General features: G+C 41.4%; 15 protein-coding genes. All 15 read right to left on the reverse strand.

Annotated elements, in window-relative coordinates:
- Positions 1-60: 60 nt before the first annotated feature.
- Genes C4B60_RS01270 through flgD form a run of 15 tightly spaced genes read right to left on the reverse strand, consistent with a single transcriptional unit; the run spans position 61 to position 12,668 of the window.
- On the reverse strand, positions 61-915 hold the full coding sequence (locus C4B60_RS01270) for a MinD/ParA family protein (protein ID WP_245153840.1): 855 nt from the start codon (positions 913-915) through the stop codon (positions 61-63).
- A complete protein-coding gene (flhF, locus tag C4B60_RS01275; protein ID WP_104055935.1) occupies positions 915-2,024 on the reverse strand; it encodes a flagellar biosynthesis GTPase FlhF in 1,110 nt (369 codons plus the stop codon). The genes C4B60_RS01270 and flhF overlap by 1 nt, the downstream gene beginning before the upstream one ends.
- Positions 2,021-4,051 (reverse strand): flagellar biosynthesis protein FlhA, encoded by a 2,031-nt coding sequence (flhA, locus tag C4B60_RS01280; RefSeq protein WP_104055937.1) that lies wholly within the window; start codon positions 4,049-4,051, stop codon positions 2,021-2,023. Before flhA ends, flhF begins: the two co-directional genes overlap by 4 nt.
- Before the next feature lie 22 nt (positions 4,052-4,073).
- The gene (gene flhB / locus C4B60_RS01285; RefSeq protein ID WP_104055939.1) at positions 4,074-5,156 is read right to left on the reverse strand and encodes a flagellar biosynthesis protein FlhB; all 1,083 of its coding nucleotides are present in this window, start codon (positions 5,154-5,156) and stop codon (positions 4,074-4,076) included.
- Complete coding sequence (fliR, locus tag C4B60_RS01290; RefSeq protein WP_104055941.1) at positions 5,153-5,935, reverse strand: flagellar biosynthetic protein FliR; 783 nt, start codon at positions 5,933-5,935, stop codon at positions 5,153-5,155. The genes flhB and fliR overlap by 4 nt, the downstream gene beginning before the upstream one ends.
- Positions 5,936-5,939: 4 nt before the next feature.
- Positions 5,940-6,209: a flagellar biosynthesis protein FliQ gene (gene fliQ, locus C4B60_RS01295; RefSeq protein WP_104055943.1), complete on the reverse strand. Its 270-nt coding sequence runs from the start codon at positions 6,207-6,209 to the stop codon at positions 5,940-5,942.
- Positions 6,210-6,224: 15 nt separating this feature from the next.
- Positions 6,225-6,890 (reverse strand): flagellar type III secretion system pore protein FliP, encoded by a 666-nt coding sequence (gene fliP, locus C4B60_RS01300; RefSeq protein ID WP_104055945.1) that lies wholly within the window; start codon positions 6,888-6,890, stop codon positions 6,225-6,227.
- Entirely contained in the window at positions 6,883-7,548 is a 666-nt protein-coding gene (locus C4B60_RS01305; protein ID WP_104055947.1) for a flagellar biosynthetic protein FliO, read from the reverse strand. Before C4B60_RS01305 ends, fliP begins: the two co-directional genes overlap by 8 nt.
- A complete protein-coding gene (locus C4B60_RS01310; RefSeq protein WP_104055950.1) occupies positions 7,548-7,910 on the reverse strand; it encodes a response regulator in 363 nt (120 codons plus the stop codon). Before C4B60_RS01310 ends, C4B60_RS01305 begins: the two co-directional genes overlap by 1 nt.
- 19 nt (positions 7,911-7,929) lie before the next feature.
- Complete coding sequence (fliY, locus tag C4B60_RS01315) at positions 7,930-9,087, reverse strand: flagellar motor switch phosphatase FliY (RefSeq protein ID WP_104055952.1); 1,158 nt, start codon at positions 9,085-9,087, stop codon at positions 7,930-7,932.
- Positions 9,077-10,078 (reverse strand): flagellar motor switch protein FliM, encoded by a 1,002-nt coding sequence (gene fliM / locus C4B60_RS01320; protein WP_104055954.1) that lies wholly within the window; start codon positions 10,076-10,078, stop codon positions 9,077-9,079. Before fliM ends, fliY begins: the two co-directional genes overlap by 11 nt.
- Positions 10,079-10,108: 30 nt before the next feature.
- Complete coding sequence (fliL, locus tag C4B60_RS01325; protein ID WP_245153841.1) at positions 10,109-10,543, reverse strand: flagellar basal body-associated protein FliL; 435 nt, start codon at positions 10,541-10,543, stop codon at positions 10,109-10,111.
- The gene (locus tag C4B60_RS01330; RefSeq protein WP_104056629.1) at positions 10,540-10,758 is read right to left on the reverse strand and encodes a flagellar FlbD family protein; all 219 of its coding nucleotides are present in this window, start codon (positions 10,756-10,758) and stop codon (positions 10,540-10,542) included. Before C4B60_RS01330 ends, fliL begins: the two co-directional genes overlap by 4 nt.
- Positions 10,759-10,811: 53 nt before the next feature.
- On the reverse strand, positions 10,812-11,984 hold the full coding sequence (flgF, locus tag C4B60_RS01335) for a flagellar basal-body rod protein FlgF (RefSeq protein ID WP_104055956.1): 1,173 nt from the start codon (positions 11,982-11,984) through the stop codon (positions 10,812-10,814).
- A gap of 51 nt (positions 11,985-12,035) precedes the next feature.
- Positions 12,036-12,668 (reverse strand): flagellar hook assembly protein FlgD, encoded by a 633-nt coding sequence (gene flgD / locus C4B60_RS01340; protein WP_104055958.1) that lies wholly within the window; start codon positions 12,666-12,668, stop codon positions 12,036-12,038.
- Positions 12,669-12,671: the final 3 nt, after the last annotated feature.

Consider the following 12,671-nt stretch of genomic DNA (forward strand, 5'->3'; position numbering starts at 1 on the left):
TCACCTCATTAAAGCATTCGATCAGAATTCTCAAAGGGCTTAGCGGTCAAGAAACAGTACTCATTTGCTGTAAAAAATAGAGGTCAGGCGCTTTAGAAATCGGTTTGATGCTTTTAGTGTTTCTCCCGGCCGGTTATCCAAATAGGCTTCAACCATTGATTTCAACTTTTTTGAACCTGCTGCAGCAGGAAACTGAAGTATGAAAGGATATTGAGCTGAAACAGCTTTTCTGACATTTTGATCCTCAGGCAGATTCCCAAGGTAATAAATTTCTTTATTTAAAAACCGTTGCATCGCTGTTTTAAGACGCTGCATAACTGCGGTGCCTTCTGAATCATTACGTACTCGGTTACATAATAAGAGCATTGTCTTATCAGGATCTTTTAAATGGATAAATTTCATCATGGAATAGGCATCCATAATAGATGTAGGCTCAGAAGTAGCTACGACAAATACCTCATCTGCAGCGATCGTCAGCTCAATTCCGCCTGCAGTAGCACCAGCTCCCATATCAAAAATTATATAATCATAAATTTTTTGAAGTTTTTCAAATCCCTTTAGCATCTGCTTCATTTCCTCACTCTGCCATTCCATAAGATTATTAAGCCCTGAACCGCCTGAAATAAAATCTAGATCAGCCGGTCCCTTATGAATGATGTCTTCAATGGCAGCCTGTCCCTTGAGATAATGAAAAATGGATTGTTTAGGATTTTCACCTAGCAGAATATGCACATTTCCCATTCCAATATCCATGTCAATCAATAAAGTACGATAGCCTTTTGAGGAAAGCGCAACTGCCCAGTTTAAGGAAAAGTTGGATTTCCCTACACCGCCTTTTCCGCTGACAACTGTAATTACTTTTGCTGTTTTTTGCTTTGAAAGCATATGATTTCGTAAGGCTTGAGCTTGATCCATCATGTTAACCCGCTTTTCTTCGTTAATTCAACAAAGGAGTCGGCAGACGCTTTTATAATATCCTCAGGCACTTCCTGCCCTGAAGTAAAATAGGCTGCGCCTTTCTGGTTATCGAGCATTACATGAAAAACAGGTCCGGCACTTTGACTCTCGTCCCATTTTGTAAAAATAAATTGCTCGATCTCAACCTCTTTAAAACGGTCAATAATCTGCTGCATATCGCTTTTCTTTGCTGTTATCGAGAGAACAAGAAAGCACTGCATATCCGGCGGAAAAACGAATACATCTTTTAAATCATCTACGTATTTTGAATGACGGTAATTCCTGCCTGCTGTATCGATAAAGATATGATCGTAATCCTGGAATTTCTCTATTGCACGTTCAAAATCTTCTTTGCCATACACTACCTCCAACGGAACATCAAGCAGCTTTGCATAAGTCTTAAGCTGTTCAATTGCGCCAATTCTGTATGTGTCTGTTGTAATAAACGCTACTCTTTTATTATGATGAATAACCAGATTTGCTGCCATTTTAGCCAGGGTTGTGGTCTTACCTACTCCAGTCGGTCCCAATACAGCAATATATTTTTCAAATGAACTGCCCCAGGAAAGTTCCGTGAGCTGCTCCTTTAAATATTCTTCAGCTTTTTTTGCTAAATCTATATTCAAAGGATCCTTTTCCCACAGACCATATAAATAGGATCCGAGTCTAAAAAGCCAGCTTTCGTCAAAATCCTGCTCCTGGTAAAAATGGAGCTCTTTTTTAATCGCCAATGGAAACTGCTTTAGTTTACTGTCCGATTGATTTGTCAGCGTACTTACCATTTTTTTTAGTTCCTTTAACTCCTCAAGATGCTTGAACGAGTCTCCTGCTTTTTCCGGTCCTTCTTCTCTCTTTTGTTCCTTTACCACTTCTTTAGCAGCGGCAGGTATAGCATGCGTTTCATCAAGTCCTGCAATTACTTGAATCTGCTTTTTTTTAAATAAACCTAAAAAGCCCCCCGTATGCACGGTCTTTGAACTTAATACCACCGCATCACTGCCGAATTCAGCGCGGATAAGATTCATCGCAGCAGGTAAAGTCGGTGCTGTAATTTTCTTCATTTTCATTCGATATTCACCACCCCTATACTTTGCACCTCTACATTTGCTTCCAGTTCGTTATAGGACAAAATAGGAATCTGAGGAAAGTATCTTTCTGTTAATTGTCTGATATATAGTCTGACAGCAGGTGAAGATAAGATGATAGGCGTCTGCTGTGTTAATGAGGACTGCTCAATCTGCTGAGCCATTGATTCCAGTACACGCTGAGAATCATTCGGATCCAATGATAAAAAACTTCCGTGCTCAGTTTGCTGAATCCCATCGGCAATCAGCTTCTCGACTCTCCCTGATAAGGTTATCACCTTTAGATTTTCCCCTTCCGAGCTGAACTGGCTCGTAATCTGCCTTGCTAATGCCTGCCTTGTGTACTCAGTCAAAATGTCAATGTCAGTTGTATGTTTTGCATAATCGGCCAGTGCTTCAAAAATAATAGGCAAATTGCGGATCGAAACATTTTCTTTTAAAAGCTTAGCAAGCACCTTTTGAACCTCTCCAATAGAAAGGGGTGAAGGAGTAACTTCTTCTACGACAATTGGATAGCTTTCTTTTAGATGTTCGATTAACTGCTTCGTTTCCTGGCGTCCAAGCAGATCATGGGCATTGTTTTTGATTACCTCGGTTAAATGAGTGGACACCACTGAAGGAGGGTCTACCACAGTGTAGCCCAGCATTTCTGCCTGGTCTTTTAATGATTCATCAATCCACTTGGCTGGAAGGCCGAATGAAGGTTCAATGGTGTCAATTCCTTCTATTAAATCATCATTCCCTGGACTCATTGCCAGGTAGTGATCGAGCAGCAGCTCACCCTTCGCTGCTTCATTTCCTTTGATTTTCAGTCTGTATTCATTTGGCTGAAGCTGAATATTATCCCGAATCCGCACTACAGGGATAACAAGACCGAGTTCTAAAGCAAGCTGACGTCTGATCATCACAATACGGTCAAGCAGGTCGCCCCCCTGGTTCGTATCAGCAAGCGGAATGAGTCCGTAGCCAAATTCAAATTCTATTTGATCAACAGTCAGCAGATTAACCACACTTTCCGGACTCTTCAGTTCATCACCCGCTGATTCTTCAGGTATAAATTCTTCTTCGGCTTTTGCTTTTGACCCCTGCGAAACCATATAGCCCCCCGTTACTAAAAACATCGCAATCGGTAATGTAAGAAAATTGCTTATAGGTGTAGTTACTCCAAGCAGCCCTATAGCAGCACCTGCCACATACATTATGGGTCCAAAGGAAAAAAGCTGGTTTGTAATATCCTGACCGAGATTTCCATCTGAAGCTGCACGCGTTACGACAATTCCTGTCGCTGTTGAAATTAGCAGTGCTGGAATCTGACTTACGATCCCATCGCCTACTGTCAGTAAAGTAAATTGACTGGCTGAATCACCAAGAGACATTCCCATTTGCATGATTCCTATAATCATCCCGAAAAGGATATTGATCATAACAATAATAATTCCGGCAATTGCGTCCCCTTTTACGAATTTCGTCGCACCATCCATCGCGCCGTAGAAATCAGCTTCTCTTCCTACCTTTTCACGTCTTTCCCTGGCGTCTATTTCAGATATCATGCCGGCATTCAGATCAGCGTCTATGCTCATCTGTTTACCGGGCATCGCATCGAGGGTAAAGCGGGCGGCAACCTCTGATACGCGCTCGGCTCCTTTTGTGATCACAATAAACTGGATAATAATAAGAATCATAAATACCACAAGCCCAACGAGAATATTGCCCCCCGTTACGAAGGTTCCAAACGTTTCAACCACTCCGCCAGCTTCTCCTCTGCTTAGAATTGCACGGGTGGTTGAAATATTCAGCCCCAGGCGAAACAAGGTAAGAAGTAAGATGAGGGATGGGAAAATTGAGAACTCAAGCGGTTCTTTCATATTCATGGATGTTAATAAAACAATCAGCCCGAGAGTGATATTTATGATGATAAGTACACTCAGCATCCATGATGGCAAAGGGATCACCAGCATGGCAATAATCATGATCACACTGGTTAATACGGTAATATCTTTTCCTGACATGCCGGGCCCCTAACTGTGTTTTTTACACTTTATTTTTTATTCGATAAACATACGCAAGAATTTCTGCTACTGCTTTAAAAAAATCTTCGGGAATCGGATCTCCAATTTCTGCCTGACTGAAAAGGGCGCGTGCAAGCGGCCTGTTCTCAACTGCTATTACATCGTTTTCTTTTGCGATCAGCTTAATCTTCTGGGCAATAAAATCCACACCTTTTGCTACCACAATTGGTGCATCCGATTCTCCATCTTTATATGTTAAAACAATGGCGTAGTGAGTGGGATTAGTGATGACAACATCTGCATTCGGAATTTCTGACATCATGCGTTTCATCGCCATTTCCCGTTGCCGCTGCTTAATTTTCGATTTAATCAGCGGGTCACCCTCCGTGTTTTTATATTCATCCTTAAGATCCTGCTTAGACATTCGTATGTTTTTTTCGAAGTCATATTTTTGATAGAAGTAATCTAAAACGGATAATAATAATAGAAGTGCAGAGGCATACAAACCCATTTGAACAGTTAGTTTTCCTATTGTCAGCATGGCCGTTTCGGCTGTCTTTAACGACAATGCCAGAACGTGTTCAATGCTGAACCATAAAACTGCAAAGGTTGTCAGCCCGATTAATGAAATCTTTAAAATAGATTTTATAAGCTCGACCAGTGCTCTGGCTGAGAAAATCCGTTTAAATCCTTTAATCGGATCTATTTTTGACAGCTGGGGTTTTAACGGGTCTGAGCTTACGAGAAAACCGACCTGTACATAGTTCCCAATAATGCCCCCTGCTGCGGCGACCCCCATTATGGGAAGGACAATCCATGCAGCCTGACCCAGTATTTCGGTAAAAACAATCATGAAGGTATCGATGGTAACCGGGCGGTGTATATAATCTTTCAGCGGTGCTGCTACGATCTTTTTAATACGGTCTTCAAACATTCCCCCTGCGAAGAACAAAAATAAAAATACCGCAAACAATATGATAGCTGTATTAACATCCTGACTTTTTGCAAGCTGTCCTTTTTTTCTAGAATCCTGCCTTTTTTTAGGCGTTGCCTTTTCTGTCTTTTCTCCTGCAAAAAATTGAAGATTTAAAGGGATATATCTCATAAAGCTCCCCCTCCAAGCACAGTCATCATGTCGCGCATTACTAGAAACATCAAATCAAATAATCGTTGAATCACTTGAAATGTTACCCCCATTAATATAACGAGAATAATAAATGCAACAGTGATTTTAATAGGAAAGCCGATAACAAAAATATTAAACTGCGGTGATGTTCTTGCTACTATCCCAAGCGCTATATCGACCAGAAACAGGGTCGCGACTACAGGAGAGGCAATTTGAAAAGCAATTAAAAATGTTGCGGCAAATGTTTTAATTACGATCTCTGCAGCCATCGGCTCATTAAAGCCTAGACCGATCTTGTCAATTGGAATAAATTGATAACTGTAAAAAATCCCGTCCAAAATTAAATGATGGCCATTAAAGGTTAGAAGCAATAAGAGAGATAATGTGTATAAATATTGTCCCATCAAGGGAGTTTGAGCACCGGTTTGAGGATCAATCACATTCGCAATGGCAAAACCCATTTGAAAGTCAATAAAATTACCGGCGATCTGAATAGCAGAAAGAACAATATAAGCGATCAATCCGATAAAAAGACCAACACAAGCTTCTTTTACAATAAGTAAAATGTACTCCCCATCAACTTCAAGCGGCTCAACGTCCATCGTGTAATACATCATCCATGACAATAAAAGAGCAAAGCCTATCCGATGCATAGGAGGGATGGTCCGATGCGATAACAAAGGGATCGTGACAAAAAAGGCGGATACCCTTACGGCAATCAGCAGAAATACAGTTAATGCGGGGTATAATTCTTCCATCCATCTACCCTATGTATCTCGTAAGATTGGTAAATATATCTTCTGCATACGCTATAATCTGCGTCAGCATCCAGGGACCAAAAAAGATTAGCGCGACCATTACAGCAATTATTTTAGGAATAAAAGCTAAGGTCTGCTCCTGTATTTGTGTTGTAGCCTGAAAGATACTGACTAATAAACCAACAACCAGCGCCACCAGCATTAGCGGCAGACTTATCATCAGGGTGATGTATACACCTCTTTCAGCTATAGAAATAACCATTTCTCCACTCACGTATAAACACCCGCCTTAAAAGCTCTGCAGCAATGACTGCATGACTAAGTACCAGCCATCGACTAAGATAAATAACAATATTTTAAAAGGTAATGAAATCATGACAGGCGGCAGCATCATCATCCCCATGGACATGAGAACCGAGGCAACAACCATATCAATTACTAAAAAGGGAATAAAAATCATAAAGCCCATTTGAAAAGCAGTTTTAATTTCACTTAAAGCAAAAGCCGGCACAAGCACAGTGAGGGGAATATCCTGAATCGTTTCAGGGCGCTCAGCCTGCGAGTAACTTAAAAAAAGTTCAAGATCCTTTTGCCTCGTATGCTTGCTCATAAAATCCTTAAATGGTATGGACGCTTCTTCATATGCTGTTTCAAGGTCGATTTCTTCATTAAATAAAGGAGTAAGTGCTCTTTCGTTTACCTCACTTAAAACCGGTGCCATAATAAAAAATGTTAAAAATAAAGCCAAGCCGATGATTACCTGGTTAGGCGGCATTTGCTGAGTGGCTAAAGCTGTCCGGACAAAGGAAAGAACAATGACAATACGGGTGAAGGCCGTCATTAGAATGAGAATGCCGGGAGCCAGTGATAAAACTGTTAAAAGCAGCAATAAGCGGACGGATGTTGCTACCTCATCAGCGGGACTATCATTAAAAAATTGCATAAATTCATTCATCTTTTTGCTCCTTGCTATTCTCCCGGTTAAACATCCTTTTTCTTTCGTCCTTAACCTGATTCAGCTGGTTTGCCAAAAGGGACTGAAAGGTTTGGGAGTCCTGATTGTATGGATTCTTCCGATTCTCTGCCCGTTTATTCAGTATTTGAAATAACGGATTTTTTAGAGATTGCTGCTCTTGTCTTTCTCCGTAGTATTCATTAAGCTGGTTAATCTCATCAGGATCTGTTACTTCCTTTATCAGGTTTACATCCTCCCCTACTCCAAGGTAATAAAAGCTATGGGCTATTTTTACTACCTGAATTGAACGGTTCCCGCCTAATGTTGTTCCGCCCATATTTTGAATAAGGTTATTTTGCTGGAAATTTCTGCTTCTCGCGTTTACAAACTTAAGAATTGCGTAAAGTAAAATTAATACAAAAGCCAGTGCGGCAACGAGCTTCACATAGGACACCCAAGTAATAGGATTTCCGCCCTGGGCTTCTGAATCTTCCTTAGGCAGGATGGAAGATTCAGCGCAGCCTTCAGCGTCCTCTTTTCCTAAGCAGTCATTTACCATTTTGCCGTTATCCGCCAGAACAGTAGTCTCTATCGTCATAAAAAGATTAATGCACAGGCAAAAAACCAGCATCAGTCTCCACTTTTTGTCCATTTTCATCAACCTAACACTTTTTGAATGGCCTCGATTACTCTGTCAGCCTGAAAGGGCTTAACGATAAAATCCTTCGCACCGGCCTGGATGGAATCGATTACCATCGATTGCTGGCCCATAGCAGAACACATAATGATTTTTGAGGACGCGTCAATTTTTTTTATTTCTCTTAAAGCAGTAATGCCATCCATTTCCGGCATCGTAATATCCATCATGACTAAATCGGGCGATGTTTCTTTATATCTTTCAACGGCCTGTGCACCATCCGAGGCTTCACCGGCTATAATAAAACCATTTTTAATTAAAATATCCTTAATCATCATTCTCATAAAAGCCGCATCATCAACGATTAGTACTCTTTTTGCCATTGGGCTTTGCCTCCAACATTTATCGTAAATTAGTTAAGCGATCCGATTGACTTAAGATATCGGTAAGTCTGACGCCGAAGTTTTCCTCAATAACGACCACCTCACCCTGGGCGATAAGCCGATCATTAACCAGAATGTCCACAGGCTCACCTGCCAGTTTTTCAAGTTCAATAATCGATCCTGCGCTAAGCTCAAGAATTTCTTTTACTGACCGCTTTGTCCGTCCGAGTTCTACTGTCACCTGCAGGGGAATATCAAGCAGTAAATTTAGATTTCTTGATTCTCCGGAGCTGAGTCCGGGGTTTTCAAAGGCTGAAAATTGAGCAGGCTGTATGTTAACCGGAGCGGTTGCCTGCCGGGCCTGGCTTATTGAATTATTATGGGAAGAAGATTGATTCTGCTGAGTCATTGAAAAAGCTTCCTCCTGTTTAACCTGCTGAGTGATTTTTTCTGTTTGTGCAGCTACTGCAGCTGCAGCTTCAGGCACTTGTGATTCATTAACCAGACGCGCTACCATTTCCTGACCAAACTCTAACGGAACCAGCTGCATAAAATAGGAGTCTATTAATGAACCGATGGCCAGATGGAATGAAATTTTAATAAGCAAATCAGCTTCCGGCAAATATCCCCTGCCATTTTGTGTTGTTAAATCCATTAGTTCAAGTGCAGGAGGAGAGATGTCAACCCTGTTGTTGAATATGGCTGACATGGAGGTTGCGGCTGAACCCATCATTTGGTTCATCGCTTCCTGCAACGCGCTTAATTGAATGCCATCCAAATATTCAGGCGGATTCACCCCATCGCCGCCGAGCATTAAATCCGCTATAACTGCAGCATCCTTTTGTAATATGACAAGCAGGTTATCCCCGGCTAATCCCTCAGTATATTGAACATTAATGGCTACAGAAGAGTGAGGCAGTGACTGGGCAACCTCTTCTGTCCTAACTAGTGTGACCTCTGGTGTAGTAATTTCTACTACCTGGTTCAATAATGAGGAGAGCGCTGTAGCTGAGCTTCCAAAGGAAATATTTCCTATTTCACCAAGCGCATCAATCTCCATCTCACTTAAATAAGAAAAAATAGTTAGCTTTTCAGGCTGAACCGGGCTATCTTCTTCATCAGCGGTTCCGTTTAATAAAGCATCAATTTCTTCCTGAGATAACATGTCATCCTTCATCGTCTTCCTCTCCTCCTTTCGTTTCTCCTATAATCTGGACGGCCAGTCTGTTGCCTAAAATTCCAGGCTGCCCGGTGAATTTGGGTACATCGCCGATTTTGATCGTCACCGGGTGATCATAGCGGTGATTCAATTCAAGGACATCACCGATTTCAAGCTTCAAAAATTCTTCTATCGCGATCATTGAGGAGCCTATTGAGGCTGAAACAGGAAGGTCTGCAGTTTTCACCTGTTTTTTCAGCTGAATGCGATCTTCTGTATTCCCTTCTGATTTATTAGTCTGCATCCAATATTTAACGGATAGAGATGGCATGATAGGTTCAAGCAGTACATGAGGAAGACAAATATTAATCATCCCGCTCGTTTCCCCGACAACTGTATTTAATGAAATAACTACGACTGTCTCATTAGGCGATATCACCTGCAAGAATTTCGGATTCACTTCAAAGTCTATTAACACGGGATCAATATCCGCAATTGTCCCCCATGCTTCACGAAGATTTTCAAAACCTTTTTCAAATAGCCGGGACATTACTTTCGTTTCAATTTCTGTTAAATTTTCAATCTTGCTTAAGCTAGACCCTCTGCCTCCCATAACACGGTCCATCATGGCGTAGGCAACATTCGGATTAATCTCCATCAATACCTTTCCATTTAAAGACGATACTTCGTAAACATTTAAAATGGTCATTTTCGGCACAGAACGGATAAATTCCTCATACGGAATCTGATCGACTGTTGCCACATTAATCTGAACAAATGTTCTAAGCTGAGCAGAAAAAAAGGTTGTGAGAAGTCTGGCGAAATTTTCATGAATTCTTGTTAGACTTCTAATCTGGTCTTTTGAAAAACGCAATGCACGTTTAAAGTCATAAACCTTTATCTTCTTTTCCTGTTCATCCTTTTTGATTTCCTCTGCAGACATTTCTCCAGTTGAAATGGCAGATAATAAGGCATCTATTTCGTTTTGAGTGAGTATATCCCCAGCCATACGTTCACCTCCATGCATAGGGCAGGTACTTTATTGAACGACAAAGGATGTCGTGTAAATCTTAATTACTTCGCCTTCCTGCATAAGCTCATTCACTCTGGATTTTACAATCTCTTCGAATGCCTCTTTGCCTTCGCGGCCCTGCAGTTCTGCACGGGATATTTCAGAAAGCTCTTCAATAATAATATCTTTCACCTGAAACTCCCTTAAGCTAAGCTCTTTACCGGCTTTAGCGCTGTCTGTCTGAATGGTCATAGAAACGCGGGCAAAGTTATTATTGGATATGCTTGTAACAATTTCCGGAATATCAACAGAAGCTTCTACTACTTCTTCAATCGAAGGAAGCTTTTCTTCAGCCAATGCGTCTCCTGAAAAGTGATTGGTCACAAGGAGGAAAATAACGCCTCCAAGAGAAATAGTCACGATAAAGGATGCCATTAACAGGAGAACTTTCTTTTTTTTCACCGGTCTTCCTCCTCTTTAAGGTGACTCATATTTAATACATGAATGGATTGATAAAAGGAGCGGATTTCCTCCCGAACTTGTTCGATCGAATCTTTTACGATATATTTTTTTCCATTCGTCAATGTAATAGTGGTATCAGGAAACGCTTCGATTGTTTCAATATAAATGGCATTGATCATAAATGGTTTCCCGTTCAGTCGAGTAACATTTATCAAGTTTATAGGACTCAAGCGAATGCGCTAAAGTCCCGTCACCTCCTGGAATTTACTTACCTTTTCAGGTTGACAAGCTCTTCAAGAATCTGATCAGAAGTTGTGATGATTCTTGTATTTGCCTGAAAGCCTCTTTGTGCTGTAATCATTTCTGTGAATTCCTCAGAAATATCAACGTTGGACATTTCAAGAACGCCTGATGAGATCGATCCTCCAGCTGTCTCGGCTGTTCCGATATTAGCAATGCCTGAGTTAGCCGATTCCTGATACAGATTGTTGCCGGCTTTTACAAGACCTGAAGGGTTGTTAAAGCTCGCTAAGCTTAACGTTCCGATTGAGCTGACGACTCCATTTGAGTAAAGTCCGCTGATTTCACCATTATTGCTTACATTGAAGCTTTCGAGCGTACCGCTCAGGTTTCCATTGGCGCTTACCTGGGCTGTGACTTCAGTACCGTTATTAGTCAAACCTTCAATAGATGGTGCTGGGAAGCCGTCTAGAACTACTTGACCAGGATCATTCCTCCAACTAGGTTCTCCTGCCTCATTAAAATCTACGAATCCAAAAGGATCTTGATTTCCAGGGGCATCTATGTCCTTAAAAGTAACTCTCCAACCACCATCTTCCGGCTTCATTTCTAAGTCGAATGTTTTTGCCGAACCGTCCTCACCTATTACTCTCATCTGTTTCGTGTAAGAAAAATTGGGGTCTCCAATATTCCCAGGAAGGTTCCCTATTAATTTGATTTCGCTAGTCGCTTGAGGCGGCAATACCGCAGAACTATTTATCGTAATATCACTCAACACACCCTGGTTAGACTGCTGCACTTTATACCCTTCGCCAGTTACAAGCGTTCCAGCCTGATCAAGATAAAAATTTCCGCCGCGGGTGAAAAGATTTTGTCCGCCAGGACCTTTTACGACGAAGAATCCTTCGCCATTAACAGCAAGATCCAAAGACCTGCCTGTGGTTTGAAGTGAGGCTTGCGTTTGAACGCTGTCGATCGTGGCTGTTACTGCTCCGAGTCCGACCTGAAGCGAGTTTTTTCCTCCGCGCCCCTCTGTTGCACCAGATGCTCCCTGAACAGTTTGGTTCATGGCTTCCTGAAACGTAACCCGGCCTTTTTTAAAGCCAAACGTGTTTACATTGGCAATATTGTTACCAATAACGTCTAATTTTGTCTGGAAATTTTTAAGCCCTGCGATTCCTGAATACATTGAACGGATCATTTTTATTCCTCCTTTTAATTTTAAAAATCGTTTATTTTCACAGGCCTTTTCTTACTGAGTAATCTGCAAAAGATCTTCAACTGCGATCTTTTTATCATTTTCAGTATGAGCCCAGATAACGCCTTCTTTTTTTGACACTGAGAGTACTTTGCTCTCAAGCTGCTCATCCTTTTCAGTCATCCAGCTGACCTTTTTTCCTATCAGCATACTAGCCTGCTGAAGAGATGAGTGATTTTCTCCTGAATACACTTCAGAAATATTGCCGGGATTAAGGAGAGTACCGTCCGCTAATTCAAATTCAACCGTGCTTCCTTTAAACCGCACAGCTTCCACTTTGCCTGTACCGGAGCTTGCTACATTTTCTCCACCAGCTAATTCAAGCTTGTCCCACTTAATCTCTTTTCCCACAAATTCGTTATATTGAATTAATTGAGTCTGCTCCTGCATGGAAGCAAATTTTTCAAAAGAGTTGCTCATATTCGTCATTTGCTCAAGAGTAGAGAAGCTCGCCATTTGTGCGATAAATTCTTTATCTTCCATCGGCTGAGTCGGGTCCTGATTTGAAAGCTGGGCGATTAGCAGCTTTAAAAACTGGTCTTTACCCATTGTTTGGTCTTTAGGCTCCAGTTTTTTTTGATCGAGTGATGACAATAAAAGATCACCTGATAATGAATTGATCGACATTCT

This window comes from Jeotgalibacillus proteolyticus (assembly GCF_002926065.1).
Taxonomy (GTDB): domain Bacteria; phylum Bacillota; class Bacilli; order Bacillales; family Jeotgalibacillaceae; genus Jeotgalibacillus; species Jeotgalibacillus proteolyticus.

What these genes read in the sequence shown, in the direction of transcription:
- flhA (WP_104055937.1), bottom strand. Translation starts at nt 4,051, where the DNA reads ATGTCAGGAAAAGATATTACCGTATTAACCAGTGTGATCATGATTATT.
- flhF (WP_104055935.1), bottom strand. Translation starts at nt 2,024, where the DNA reads ATGAAAATGAAGAAAATTACAGCACCGACTTTACCTGCTGCGATGAAT.
- fliR (WP_104055941.1), bottom strand. Translation starts at nt 5,935, where the DNA reads ATGGAAGAATTATACCCCGCATTAACTGTATTTCTGCTGATTGCCGTA.
- C4B60_RS01310 (WP_104055950.1), bottom strand. Translation starts at nt 7,910, where the DNA reads ATGGCAAAAAGAGTACTAATCGTTGATGATGCGGCTTTTATGAGAATG.
- C4B60_RS01305 (WP_104055947.1), bottom strand. Translation starts at nt 7,548, where the DNA reads ATGAAAATGGACAAAAAGTGGAGACTGATGCTGGTTTTTTGCCTGTGC.
- fliP (WP_104055945.1), bottom strand. Translation starts at nt 6,890, where the DNA reads ATGAATGAATTTATGCAATTTTTTAATGATAGTCCCGCTGATGAGGTA.
- fliY (WP_104055952.1), bottom strand. Translation starts at nt 9,087, where the DNA reads ATGAAGGATGACATGTTATCTCAGGAAGAAATTGATGCTTTATTAAAC.
- flgF (WP_104055956.1), bottom strand. Translation starts at nt 11,984, where the DNA reads ATGATCCGTTCAATGTATTCAGGAATCGCAGGGCTTAAAAATTTCCAG.
- C4B60_RS01270 (WP_245153840.1), bottom strand. Translation starts at nt 915, where the DNA reads ATGGATCAAGCTCAAGCCTTACGAAATCATATGCTTTCAAAGCAAAAA.
- flhB (WP_104055939.1), bottom strand. Translation starts at nt 5,156, where the DNA reads ATGAGATATATCCCTTTAAATCTTCAATTTTTTGCAGGAGAAAAGACA.
- flgD (WP_104055958.1), bottom strand. Translation starts at nt 12,668, where the DNA reads ATGTCGATCAATTCATTATCAGGTGATCTTTTATTGTCATCACTCGAT.
- fliM (WP_104055954.1), bottom strand. Translation starts at nt 10,078, where the DNA reads ATGGCTGGGGATATACTCACTCAAAACGAAATAGATGCCTTATTATCT.